Raw genomic sequence first — 12,884 nt, forward strand, 5'->3', positions numbered from 1 at the left:
GATTGCTCTGCAATCAGCGCTGCAGGGCACCTTGGTTTGCTTTCGATCAGGAACGATGAACACCGGCGCACTGCGCGCTGATGCCGGCAAGTCATGGAACCGTATCTCAACAGGCAGTCTGCCCGCCTGCAAAAGAGAACAAGCTAGCACCGCTCGGATCGAGCCCGCCTTGTCGCGTGCCTAAGAAAATTGCGCGATAGTATCGCCTAAACGTGCGATTTGCGCTTCCCTTCACTGCGAGCGCACCGCCAGCCAGTTGCGCCATGCGGTGGGCGAGCCGTGAAACGCGTTCATATCCACCGTTCCGGGCACGCCGGGCACCACGCCCGTGCCGCTATATTGCCAAAACGTCCAGCGTGCGCCCGGATAGCGACCGCTTGGATGCCCCGCGACCGAGCGCAGCCACATATCATAGCCCGTGAACTGATCGAGCGCGTTCTCGTGCCAGAAATCCACCGTCGTGTAGACCACAGGACGCGTGCCGTAATGATCGGTCAGCATGCGCAGGAAGACACGCATCTCGTCGCGCACGGTCTGCGCGGGTGGCCGCAATTGGCAACTGGGCGAGGTATGATTCCATTCGATATCGAGAACCGGGGGCAGGTCTCCACGGCGGCGCGGCACGTTTTTGATGAACCAGCGCGCCTGCTCCGAGGCGGGGCGGCAGAAATAGTAGAAATGATAGCCGCCCACCGGCACGCCTGCTGCGCGGGCTGCACGCGAATTCTGCTCGAACCCGGAATCGATGAAATCCCCGCCTTCGGTCGCCTTGAGCCAAGCGAAGTTCACCCCCGCCGAGCGGGCCGTGCGGAAATCGATCAGCCCCTGATAGCGCGCCGCGTCGATGCCATGCACCGACAGGTTTGCAGGCGCCAGCCCCGACCAGCCATGCGGGCTGGTATCGCCAAAGGGTGCGGGGATGCCCGGCGCGCGATAAGAGGCCGGGTCGAGCATGTTGGGATCCATCAGCCGTGCCGATTTCGGCGCGGCCCCGCAGCCTGCAAGTGTCGCCCCTAAACCGCTCAGAAATACCCGCCGTGATACCGACATTGCCCTGCCCCCTGCTGACTCGCCCAGACCTCACGCTTTCATGATGCAGCGTGAGTGTCACGTGGGCATGGCGCTGTTTTTTGCGCGCCTCGGCAAAGAGACGCGCAAGCCAGTTCCTCGGGACTGGGAATGGTATCGGGCGGGTCTAGCCGTCGACGCGGATACGGGCGTTGCTTGGATCGTGCGGGCTGTCCTCCGCCACCACGGCATCCCATTCCTCAAGCTGGATCTTCACCTTGAGTTTGGTGCCCGGCTCGGACAGCTCAGGCGGCACATAACCCATCCCGATCTGCTTGCCGAAGGCCACCGACCAGCCGCCCGAGGTCAGCCGCCCGACCTTGCGCCCCTGATCGAAGATCGCCTCCTTGCCCCAGGGATCGCTGTCCTCAGGCCCGTCGATCAACAATGTCACGCATTTCGCGCGGATGCCGGTGTCGAGCATCGCCTGCTTGCCGGTGAACTCCTTGCTCAGATCAATAAAGCGATCCAGCCCGGCCTCTTGCGGGGTCGCATCGCGGCCCAGCTCGGTCCCGAAAGCGCGATAGGATTTCTCCTGCCGCAACCAGTTCTGCGCCCGTGCGCCTACCAGCTTCATGCCGTGCTTTTCGCCCGCCGCGATCAGCAGATCCCACAGGTAGCGTGACATCTCGATCGGGTGGTGCAGCTCCCAGCCCAGCTCGCCCGTATAGGCCACGCGGATCGCGCGCACCGGGCACATGCCCAGCTCGATATTGCGCATCGAGAGCCACGGGAAGCGCTTGTTGGACAGCACGGTTGCGGGGTCCGCATCCTTGACGATCTCGGCCAGGATGGCGCGGGCATTCGGGCCTGCCAGCGCAAACACACCCCATTGCGTCGTGATATCGTGGCAATCGACGTAATCGCCGCCATCGGCGCGGAAATCCTCGATGGATTGCTTGAGGAAGTCGCTGTCGTAATCGGTCCAAGCGCCTGCGGAGATCAGGTAATACTCATCCTCGGACAGCCGCACGATGGTGTATTCGGTCCGCGTCGTGCCCGCCTTGGTCAGCGCGTAGGTCAGGTTGATCCGGCCCACTTTCGGCAGCTTGTTGCAGGTGAAGAGGTCGAGGAAGGCGGTCGCTCCGGGGCCACGCACCAGATGTTTGGTGAAGGCGGTGGCGTCGATCAGCCCTGCGGTCTCACGCACGGCCTCTGCCTCGGCCTTGGCGTAGTCCCACCATGCCCCGCGACGGAAGCTGCGGCTGTCATGGTCAAAGCTCGCAGGCGCGTCCTTGGGGCCGTAATAGTTCGGCCGCTCCCAGCCATTCACCTGCCCCATCTGCGCGCCTTCGGCGATCTGGCGGTCGTAGTTGGGGGCGGTGCGCAGCGGACGGCAGGCTTCGCGCTCTTCGTCGGGATGGTGCAGGATGAAGACGTGCTCATAGGCCTCTTCATTCTTGCGCGCGGCATATTCGGTGGTCATCCACGCGCCGTAGCGACGCGGATCGAGGCTTGCCATGTCGATCTCTGCCTCGCCTTGTGTCATCAGCTGCGCGAGGTAATGGCCGGTGCCGCCCGCTGCCGTGATCCCGAAGGAAAAGCCCTCGGCCAGCCACATATTGCGCAGCCCCGGCGCAGGGCCGACCAGCGGGTTGCCATCGGGCGTGTAGCAGATCGGACCGTTGAAATCGTCTTTCAGACCGACTTCCTCAGAGGTGGGAAGGCGGTGGATCATCGACATGTATTCTTCCTCGATCCGGTCCAGATCAAGCTGGAACAGATCGGCACGGAAGCTGTCGGGCACTTCATATTCGAACCGCGCAGGCGCGTTGCGCTCATAGGGGCCAAGGATCCAGCCGCCGCGCTCCTCGCGCACATACCATTTCGCATCGGCATCGCGCAGAACCGGGTGCTCGGGATTGCCCTCGGCGCGCCATTTCATCAAGGCGGGGTCCGGCTCGGTCACGATGAACTGGTGCTCCACCGGGATCGCGGGGATCTTGATACCCAAAAGCCGCGCAGTGCGCTGTGCGTGGTTGCCGGTGCAGGTCACGACATGCTCGGCGCGGATCTCGATCTCTTCGCCCGAGGGCACCAGACGGTTGCCGCGCTCGACCATCTTCTCAAGCGTCACGACCCATTCCGAGCCGGTCCAGCGATAGGCGTTGACCTGCAGTTTGCGCGCGATCTCGGCGCCGTGCTGACGCGCGCCCTTGGCCATCGCCTGCGTCACATCGGCGGGATTGATATAGCCATCCTGCGGATGGAACAGCGCGCCCTTGAGGTCATCGGTGCGCAGAAGCGGCCAGCGCTCTTTCATCTGGGCGGGCGTCAGGAACTCATGATGAACCTCTGCGGTTTCGGCCACCGAAGAATAAAGACGATATTCGTCCATCCGCGCCTCGGTCTGAGCCATGCGCAGGTTACCCACGACCGCAAAACCTGCATTCAGCCCGGTTTCCGCCTCAAGCGATTTATAGAAATCGACCGAGTATTTATGAATATGCGTGGTCGCGTAGGACATGTTGAACAGTGGCAGCAGGCCTGCCGCGTGCCAGGTCGAGCCGGAGGTCAGTTCGTCGCGCTCCACCAGAAGCGTGTCCCACCCGGCCTTCGCTAAGTGATAGGCCACCCCGCAGCCAACCGCGCCACCGCCGACGACCAGAACTTTGACATGGGTTTTCATGGGGCGCACTCCTTGGGCTGCATATCGCGAACCATGCCCTGTCTTGGCAGGTTTACAATCCCATCCAGCCGACATTCGCGCGACAAAAGCGACATGGCGCATAGCGCCTGTCTTTTTCACCCACGCGATTGTTCGCGCGCGCGAGGACGCCGTCGGCAAGAAACCGCAAACGCCCCTCGGTTCCATCGAAAAACGGGATTTATTCAAAAAATGCTCAGGAACTGTGCATCAGCTAACGGGTTGTCTAAACATCCAGCGGCGGCGACCAATCACCCCCATGCCTCCGCGTAGACGATTAGGGAGACAACGATGAAAAAGCTCGTGACCACCACCGCAATCGGCCTGATGCTCGCACTGCCGGTCTCGGCCGAAACCCAAACCAATGCCGACGCAACCGCGTCGACCGGTTCGATGTCCACCAGCGCCTCGGCGGGCATGTCTTCGGACATGTTCATGCAGTCGGGCCCCGCAGGCACGAATTCGATGACCGCCTCCGATCTGATCGGTAAGCGCGTCTACGCCTCGAAAGACGCCGTGAGCGCCGACACCCCGGTCAAAGCCGCTGCTGACAGCTGGGACGACATCGGTGAAGTGAGCGATCTTGTGCTCTCCGCCGACGGTCAGGTCGAAGCTGTTCTGATCGACGTCGGCGGCTTCCTCGGCATCGGGGAGAAAACCGTCGCGATCAAGAAATCGGCGCTCGTGATGGTGCCCGATAGCGATCAGCCCGACGATTACTTCGTCGTTGTCAAAGGCGACAAGTCGATGCTCGACAATGCCCCCAGCTATAATGGCAAGGCAGATGCCAAAGGCATGGACTCGTCGGATGCCTCGCAGAGCGGCATGAACGCGACCGACACCGCTTCGCAAAACGCCTCGGCTGCGATGGACAATGCTGGCGACAGCGCTGCGGCGACCGCAACGGCTGCGGGCAATGCGATGGACAATGCCGGTGACAAAACCAAGGAAATGGCGTCCGATGCAGGCGACAAGACCAAGGAAATGGCAACCGACGCGGCTCAGCAGACCAAACAGGCCGCCAGCGACACCGGCAATGCGGTGAAGAAAGCCGCCGATGATGCGGGTGAGGCCACCAAGAATGCCGCCCAAGCCACCGGTAGCGCGATCGACAATGCGGTCGACTCGACGGCTGCCGCTGTTGGCCAAGCCGGTCAGGCTGACCAAGAGAACGGCATGAAGGTCGAACTGTCCTCGGTTGATCCTGACGTTCTGAACGGCGAAGGCGTCTATGGCCCCAATAACGACAAAGTGGGCGATATCTCCAAGCTGGTTCAGTCCGCAGACGGCAAGGTCGAAGGCGTGGTGATCGATGTGGGTGGCTTCCTCGGCATCGGCGCAAAGCCGGTTGAGATCAAAGCCGACGCGCTCACCGTCTTCAAGAACGACACTTCGATCACGGTGCATACCAACCAGACCGAAGAGCAGCTCAAGAGCATGCCGGCCTATAAAGACGCTCAATAACAGCTCTGCCTCTTTAGGCTCTGTCCCGCGAAATATGATAAAGGCCCCGGAGTTCTCTCCGGGGCCTTTTCAATGCGTCCAACATGCCGCTCAGATCATCGCGGGCACGACAAGATCCGGCGGGCGATGGCCGTCGGCGAAGGTCTTGATGTTGATCAAAACCTTCTCGCCCATCTCGATGCGCCCCTCAACGGTGGCCGAGCCCATATGCGGCAGCAGCACGACATTGGGCTGGGCGCGCAGGCGCGGATTGATCTCCGTGCCATGCTCGAACACGTCGAGCCCTGCCCCCGCCAGCTCACCCGCGCGCAAGGCCCGCGTCAGCGCGTTCTCGTCGATCACCTCGCCGCGGGACGTGTTCACGATCACCGCCTCCGGCTTGAGGATCTTGAGCCGTCGCGCATTGAGCAGATGGAACGTCGAGGGCGTGTGCGGGCAGTTGACCGAGATCACGTCCATCCGCGCGACCATCTGATCGAGACTGTCCCAATAGCGCGCGCCCAGTTCCGCTTCGATATCGGGATGGACCCGCTTGCGGTTGTGGTAGTGGATCTCCATCCCGAAGGCGGCGGCGCGGCGGGCAACAGCCTGCCCGATCCGGCCCATCCCAAGGATACCAAGCCGTTTGCCGCCGATCCGGTGCCCCATGAACGCGGTGGGCGCCCAGCCGCCCCAGCTGCCCGATTGCATCGTCGAGAGGCCTTCGGGGATTCGCCGGGTGACCGCCAAGATCAGCGCCATCGTCATATCGGCCGTGTCCTCGGTCACGACGCCGGGCGTGTTCGACACCAGCACCCCGCGCTCGCGGGCGGAGGACACGTCGATGTGATCCACTCCCGCACCATAATTCGCGATCAGCTTGAGCTGCTTTCCGGCTTGCGCCAGCATGCTCGCCTCGATCCGGTCGGTCACGCACGGGACGAGAATATCGGCGCGTTTCATAGCCTCAACCAAGGCCTCGCGGCTCATCTTGGCGTCATCCTTGCTCAACTCGACATCGAACAGCTCCCTCAACCGGGTCTCGACGGGTTGGGGCAAGCGTCGCGTCACGACAACACTCAGGCGTGGTGCAGACATCGTGAGCCTCTCCTCTCTTCCATAGCGGGTCTCTTGGGTGCAAGGTGGCCTTCAACGAGGGCAGGCACAAGGCCCCGTGCGAGCGAAAATGGCCCGAATTTGTCGCATTGCGCAACTTTATTGCGCACAGCCGGAAATCTTTCCGGTGCGCCATCCCCGGGCCTCGGGACATGAGGCGAAGAATGACCAAAGGTTCACTTTTGGCAGCGATCGGCAGTGTGGCGATTCTGGGATTGATGGGCTGGAGCGTCAGCGGAACGAAGGCCAAGTCCGGCGATCCCGCACCGCATACCCAGACAAGCGACGCCTCCAACGAGACCGCTCAAAGCGCACCGAGTGCCGCCGACAAGCCGCAGGCCAAACCCGCCACGGCGCAAGCCCCCGACCAGCCTGAAGCGACCGACCAGCCCTCTGCGACCGCCGCTCCCGACCCGCATATCGCGTTGGATCAACCCGAGCGCCGTGGCCCGGTGACGCATCTGCCGCTGCCGCGCTATGTCTCGCTCAAGGGGCGCACCGGCAATGCGCGCCGCGGCCCCTCTCTGTCGCATCGAATCGATTGGGTCTTTACCCATCCCGGCATGCCGCTGAAGGTGACGGCGGAATATGGCCATTGGCGCCGCGTCGAGGACCGCGACGGACAGGGCGGCTGGATCCATTACACGCTTATCTCCGGCGTGCGCCATGTCGTGATCACGCAGAAAATGGTGGATCTGCACGCCCGCGCGGATGCCAAATCCGAAGTGGTGGCGCGTGCGCAGATGGGCGCAATCGCCCGGCTGGATCGCTGCACGCGCGACTGGTGCGAGGTCGATGGCGAGGGCGCAGAGGGCTGGCTGCCCAAAACCGAAATGTGGGGGGTGGACCCCACAGAGCTGCGTGACTAAACCCGCCTGATCCGCTAGAGCGAGCCCGAGAAACGGAGCGACGTCGCATGGCCTATAGCGCACCCGACAGCAAGATGAATCTCTCGGCGGGGCTGGCCTCTGTGGGCACGGCGGCGCTGCTTGTCGCGCTCAAGGCGTGGGCGCTGTGGCAGACAGAGGCGCTCTCGGTCGCAGCCTCACTGGCCGATAGCGCAGTCGATCTGATCATTTCGGCAGGCGGGTTGGCGGCGATCCTTTATGCGGCAAAACCCGCCGATGACGATCACGCCTTCGGGCATAGCTCTGCCGAAGACTTGGCCGCACTCGGACAATCGGTGGTCATCCTCGCCTCGGCGCTGATCATCGCGATCAGCGCGATCATGCGCCTGATCGAGCCCGGCGCCCATGTCCTGCGCGCACAAAGCGCGGGGATCGTGGTGATGGTGATCTCGGCCTGTGTGACCGGCGCTCTGATCTGGTGGCAGGGACGGGTCGCGCGGGCCACCGGCAATAAGGTCGTGGCCGCCGACCGGCTGCATTACGTGGGCGATCTGCTGCCCACGCTTGGGGCGATCGCGGCACTCTGGCTCTCGAGAACCTTCGGCTGGGGGCAGATTGACAGCATCGTGGCGCTGATCGCGGCAGCGCTCATGCTGATGGGTGCGGCGCGGATCGGCCTTGGGGCGTGGAACGCGCTGATGGACCGGGCAGCCCCAGACCCGGTGATTGAACAGATCGCGGAGATCACGCGCCATTGGCCGGGCGTGCGCGGCTTTCACGACCTCAAGACGCGCACCGCAGGCGCGCAGATCTTCGTCAATCTGCATATCGAGTTGGACGGCGATCAGACGCTTGAGGAGGCCCATGAGATCGGCGCGGCGCTCAAGCGTGCGATCCTTGAGGCCGTCCCGCAAGCCGATGTCATCATCCACAAGGATGTCTGGCGCGGTTAAATTGGCGAACGCGGGCGGGACATAGCGCCCCGCCCTGCGTCTCAGACCCGCCCGTCAGGCCGCCGGATCCAGCAAGCCGCGCCCCTTGAGAAGCGGCTCGACCCCCGGCATCCGACCGCGAAACTCGGTGTAAAGCTCCTCAGGCGGGCGCGAATTGCCCCGAGATAGGATCGCGCTTTCCAGTTTGGCCGCCATCACCGGATCGAACGCGTCCCCGGTCTCTTCAAAGGCCTCGAACGCATCGGCATCCATCACCTCGGACCACATGTAGCTGTAATAGCCCGACGAATATCCGTCGCCCGAGAAGACATGGCCGAAATGCGGGGTCGCGTGGCGCATGCGGATCGCGTGCGGCATACCGATCCCGGCCAGCACTTCGGCCTGTCGCGCCATCGGATCGGCGGGCGCCTTAGCCCCTGCGTGGAAATCGAGATCAACCAGTGCCGAGCCCAGATATTCCACCGTCGAGAAGCCCTGATCATAGGTTGCCGCCGCTTCAAGCTTGTCGCGCAGAGCCTGCGGCATCGCAGCGCCGGTCTGATAGTGGCGGGCGTGTTTCTCCAGCACCTCCGGCACATCGAGCCAGTGCTCGTAAAGCTGGCTCGGCAGTTCCACGAAGTCCCGCGCCACCGACGTGCCCGAGAGGAACTGATAAGTCACATCCGACAGCATCTGGTGCAGGGCGTGGCCAAATTCGTGGAACAGCGTGCGCGCATCGTCGTGGCTCAGCAGCGCCGGGTTGCCCTTGGCGAAGTTGCACACGTTGAGGACGATCGGGAGGGTCTTGCCGCCCAGCTTGGCCTGCGAGCGCATCGCCGAGCACCACGCGCCCGAGCGTTTCGAGCCACGCGCGAAGTAATCGCCTAGAAACACCGCCAGAACCTCGCCGCGGCGCGAGACTTCCCAGCCCCGCACATCTGCGTGGTAGAACGGTCCGTCGAGCGGTTTGAACTCCAGCCCGAACAGACGGTTCGCCGTGTCAAATGCCGCCCCGATCATCGCATCGAGCGAGAGGTAAGGCTTCACCTGCCCCTCGTCGAAATCGAACTCGGCCACGCGGCGTTTCTCGGAATAATAGCGCCAGTCCCACGGCTCCAGCGCCCCGTTCACACCATCCTCATGGAGCATCTCGGTGAGCTTTTCGGCATCGGCCTCGGCTGCGGCCTTGGCAGGCTCCCAGACCCGCATCAGCAGATCGCGCACAGCCTGCGGCGTCTTGGCCATCTCGGGTTCGAGCTTGTAGGCCGCGAAGCTGTCATAGCCCAGCAGGGCCGCGCGCTCTGCACGCAGCTGCAAGATCTCGGCGGCAATCTCGCGATTGTCATGCGCCCCGCCATTGGCGCCGCGCGCGGTCCAGGCCTCATAGGCGATCCGGCGCAGCTCGCGATTGGAGGAGAATTGCAGGAAGGGCACGATCAGCGAGCGCGAGAGCGTCAGGACCGGCCCGTCCTGCCCGCGCTCCTCGCCCGCAGACCGCGCGGTGTCGATCACGAAGTCGGGCAAACCTTCCAATTCGTCGGGCGCCAAGGGGCGGAACCACTCGCGCTCATCGGCCAGCAGGTTCTGGCTGAATTGAGTGGTGAGCGTGGCAAAACGCTCTTTGATGGCCTTCATTCGCTGGGCCTGCGCTCCCTCAAGTGCGGCGCCTGCGCGGGTGAACATCCGGTAATACATCTCGAGAAGCCGCGCTTGCTCTGCGCTCAGCTCCAACGTCTCGCGGCTCTGCCACAGGCTGTCGATCCGCTCAAACAGCGCCTTGTTCATCGTGATCTCCGACGAGAACGCGGCCAGTTGCGGCGCCAGATCGCGCATCAGCGCTTCGCGGTCGGGCGTCGCATCGGCACCTGCGAGGTTGTAAAACACCCCCGCGACCTGATCTAGCGCGTGCTCGGCCTGCTCCATCGCCTCGATCGTATTGGCGAAACTCGGTGCCTGACTGTCCTCCGCGATGGCCGCGATATTGGCGCGGGCCTCGGTGAGCGCCGCCTCGAAAGCGGGCGCAAAATCCGCATCGGTGATCTGCGCGAAGGGAGGAAGCTGGTAGGGTCCGGTCCAGTGGGCGAGCAGCGGGTTGGTCATGGCAAATCTCCTTTGTCCTCAAGCTAGGTCGCGCCGAGGCAAAGGACCAGTGCTCAACCGGTCTCGGAGTGACCTTTCATGCGCAACCGCGCCTCAAGACGGCGCAGCCCCAGAGAGAGCGTGATCGTCATCGCCAGATAGATTAGCGCGACCACGTTATAGGTCTCGAAATAGCGAAAATTCCCCGAGGCCGCGACCTTGCCAAGCTGGGTGATGTCGGCCACGCCCAGCACCGACACAAGCGAGCTGTCCTTGACCATCGCCACGAAGTCATTGCCCAGAGGTGGCAGGATCGTGCGGAAGGCCTGCGGAAAGACGATCAGCCGAAAGCGCTGCCATGGCGAGAGCCCCAAGGCCTCGGCCGCCTCGATCTGCCCCTTGTCGACCGAGGCCAGCCCTGCGCGAAACACCTCGGCGATGAAGGCGGAATAGGCCAGCACCAGGGCGAAGATCGCCCGCCACAAGAGCGAGACATCGCGCGTCGAGACCTCGGGCAGCCCCAGCGCATTCCAGCCCGCCACCAGCATCGGCACCAGCGCAAAGGCCACGTAGAGCAGCAGCACGATGATCGGCACGCCGCGCATCACCTCGATGTAAAGCCGCGCGGCCTGACGCAGCACCATGCGCCGAGACCGCGCGCCCAACGCAAGCAGCAGCCCCACCGCCATCGCCCCAGCAAAGGCCACGATGGTGACAAACAGCGTGATCGCAATGCCCCGGGACACCGTCGAAAAGATCGCGCGATAGATCGGATCACTGCCAAGTTGCCAGACGAGATAGAGGCCCGCCGCACTCAGAACGACGAGCCACCATGGGAAATCTTTGCGGGTCTTGGCGGGCGGCAGGGGCTCAGTTCCCCATTTTGTAGTCGAGGAACCACTTCCTGTTCAGCGCCTCAAGCGTGCCGTCTGCTTTCATCGAGGCAATCGCCGCATTCACGGGGGCGACCAGATCCGAGCCCTTGGGGAAGATGAAGCCGAAATCCTCCGAGCCCAGCGGCTCGCCCACCTGCTTGAGCTTGCCATCCGAGGCCGCAACCAGCCCCTTGGCCGCCGTCGAGTCGGTCAGCACCGTGTCGACATCGCCCGCCTCAAGCGCCTGAAGCCCGGCGCCGAAGGTCTCGAACATCTTGATCCGGGGATTGGCCTCATTGCCATCAAGCACGTCATAGACCCCGACATAGAAGGGCGTCGTGCCGGGTTGCGCGGCCATCAGCAGCTTGTCATTGGCCGCAAAGCTCTTGGCGTCGTCAAAGCGGTTTTCATCGGCGCGCACAAGCATACGCATCTCTGAGCGCATATAGGGCACGGAGAAATCCACCGCCTGTTTGCGGTCGTCGCGGATCGTGATCCCGTCCATGCCGATATCATATTGCCCGGTCGAGACCCCGGGGATCATCGCGTCCCAGCTTGAGCTTTGATATTTGACCTTCATGTCGAGGCGCTTGCCGATCTCGTTCATCGCGTCATATTCCCAGCCAACCGCCTTGCCGTCCTTGTCGATGAATTGCAGCGGCGGATAGGTGTTTTCGGATACGACGACCACTTCGCGGCCCTTCAGATCGGGCAGGTCCCCGGCCAAGGCGGGTAGGGCGGTCAATGTCAAAAGGGCGGCAAGCAGGATGCGGATCATAGGCAGGGCTCCGGGTTAAATCTGCGCTAAAAGCTAGGCCGGGTCCGCACGGGTGTCCAGCGCCGCGCAAACCGGGCAGTTTGGATCGCGCTTGATCTTGATCTGGCGGCTTTCGCCCCACAGCGCGTCATGGATCATCAGACGCCCACGTGCCGTTTGCCCCGCGCCGGTGATCTCCTTGATCGCCTCGGTGGCCATCATCGCGCCGATCACGCCGGGCAGCGCGCCAACCACGCCCGCCTCAGCACAGCTGGGTGCCAGACCGGGCGCCGGGGCTTGCGGAAACAGACACGCATAGCAAGGCGCCCCGCGCGCCGGATCATAGAGCGAGAGCTGCCCTTCCCATTGCGTGATCGCGCCCGAGATCAGCGGGGTCGCGCTTGCGACGCAGGCGGCATTCACCAGATAGCGGGTCTCGAAATTGTCGCTCCCGTCGATCACGAGATCGAATTGCGCGATCAGCTCGGGCGCGTCTTCTGCGCTCAGCCTGCGCTCATAGGTCAGGATCTCGATATGCGGGTTGAGCGCCTCTAGTGCGGCGCGCGCGGACGCCACCTTGGGCGCGCCGATATCGGCATCGCGGTGGATCACCTGCCGCTGGAGGTTCGAATTCGACACCGTGTCGTCGTCGATCACGCCGATCCGCCCCACCCCGGCTGCCGCCAGATAGAGCAGAACCGGCGCGCCAAGCCCCCCCGCGCCAATCACCAGAACCTTGGCCTGACGGAGCCGCTTTTGCCCCGGCCCGCCGATCTCGCGCAGCATGATATGGCGCGAATAGCGGTCGAGCTCTGCGCCCGAGAACTGATCGGAACGGGTGGGAGCTGCGGTTGTGTCCGGCTCTGGCACGCGGGCGCGGATCGCGCGCAGCATCCGGCGATAGCCCAACACGAGCGCGCTCACGGCCCCAAGCCACAGCCAGCCGGCAAGCGAGCCGCCCAGCACGCGGCCCAGCGGCGCAAAGCCCGGCAGCGGCAGATGGGCCAACACGAGTGCCAGCCAGATCACCGCCAGCATGACCCAGATCGCGCGCGCCGAGGCTTTCATCACCCAGCCCAGAACTGCGAGTGCTGCGAGGAGGGTCAGCCCGAGCATGGC

The 12,884-nt window shown here is 63.6% G+C and carries 10 protein-coding genes; 3 read left to right on the forward strand and 7 right to left on the reverse strand.

The features are described 5' to 3' along the window. Positions 1 to 231 precede the first annotated feature (231 nt). The gene (locus tag DL1_RS07720; protein WP_038064555.1) at positions 232 to 1,050 is read right to left on the reverse strand and encodes a glycoside hydrolase family 25 protein; all 819 of its coding nucleotides are present in this window, start codon (positions 1,048 to 1,050) and stop codon (positions 232 to 234) included. 145 nt (positions 1,051 to 1,195) lie between these two features. Next, positions 1,196 to 3,697, reverse strand: coding sequence for a GcvT family protein (locus tag DL1_RS07725; protein WP_038064558.1), 2,502 nt, complete (start codon positions 3,695 to 3,697; stop codon positions 1,196 to 1,198). A 309-nt stretch (positions 3,698 to 4,006) separates the two neighbouring features. Between DL1_RS07725 and DL1_RS07730 the strand changes: the two genes are divergently transcribed. Continuing rightward, positions 4,007 to 5,179 (forward strand): PRC-barrel domain-containing protein, encoded by a 1,173-nt coding sequence (locus tag DL1_RS07730; RefSeq protein WP_038064560.1) that lies wholly within the window; start codon positions 4,007 to 4,009, stop codon positions 5,177 to 5,179. A 90-nt stretch (positions 5,180 to 5,269) separates the two neighbouring features. Here DL1_RS07730 and DL1_RS07735 read toward each other — a convergent pair whose 3' ends face one another. Next, on the reverse strand, positions 5,270 to 6,256 hold the full coding sequence (locus DL1_RS07735) for a 2-hydroxyacid dehydrogenase (RefSeq protein ID WP_038064563.1): 987 nt from the start codon (positions 6,254 to 6,256) through the stop codon (positions 5,270 to 5,272). A 182-nt stretch (positions 6,257 to 6,438) separates the two neighbouring features. On the opposite strand from DL1_RS07735, the gene DL1_RS22295 reads away from it, so the two are divergent. After that, positions 6,439 to 7,143 carry an SH3 domain-containing protein gene (locus DL1_RS22295; RefSeq protein WP_342725937.1) on the forward strand — a complete coding sequence of 235 codons (705 nt, stop codon included), beginning with the start codon at positions 6,439 to 6,441 and terminating at the stop codon, positions 7,141 to 7,143. A 47-nt stretch (positions 7,144 to 7,190) separates the two neighbouring features. Further along, the gene (locus tag DL1_RS07745) at positions 7,191 to 8,075 is read left to right on the forward strand and encodes a cation diffusion facilitator family transporter (RefSeq protein ID WP_038064566.1); all 885 of its coding nucleotides are present in this window, start codon (positions 7,191 to 7,193) and stop codon (positions 8,073 to 8,075) included. A gap of 54 nt (positions 8,076 to 8,129) precedes the next feature. Here the strand turns inward: DL1_RS07745 and DL1_RS07750 are convergent, their stop codons facing one another. From DL1_RS07750 to DL1_RS07765, 4 genes are read right to left on the reverse strand one after another with little or no spacing between them, the layout of a single operon-like run. After that, the gene (locus tag DL1_RS07750) at positions 8,130 to 10,154 is read right to left on the reverse strand and encodes a M3 family metallopeptidase (protein WP_038064569.1); all 2,025 of its coding nucleotides are present in this window, start codon (positions 10,152 to 10,154) and stop codon (positions 8,130 to 8,132) included. 53 nt (positions 10,155 to 10,207) lie between these two features. Continuing rightward, positions 10,208 to 10,999, reverse strand: coding sequence for an amino acid ABC transporter permease (locus DL1_RS07755; RefSeq protein ID WP_038064570.1), 792 nt, complete (start codon positions 10,997 to 10,999; stop codon positions 10,208 to 10,210). Positions 11,000 to 11,003: 4 nt separating this feature from the next. Further along, positions 11,004 to 11,786 (reverse strand): transporter substrate-binding domain-containing protein, encoded by a 783-nt coding sequence (locus DL1_RS07760; protein ID WP_038064572.1) that lies wholly within the window; start codon positions 11,784 to 11,786, stop codon positions 11,004 to 11,006. Positions 11,787 to 11,819: 33 nt separating this feature from the next. Continuing rightward, positions 11,820 to 12,881, reverse strand: coding sequence for a HesA/MoeB/ThiF family protein (locus DL1_RS07765; RefSeq protein ID WP_038064575.1), 1,062 nt, complete (start codon positions 12,879 to 12,881; stop codon positions 11,820 to 11,822). Between the last annotated feature and the right edge of the window lie 3 nt (positions 12,882 to 12,884).

It is taken from the genome of Thioclava dalianensis (genome assembly GCF_000715505.1).
GTDB lineage: Bacteria > Pseudomonadota > Alphaproteobacteria > Rhodobacterales > Rhodobacteraceae > Thioclava > Thioclava dalianensis.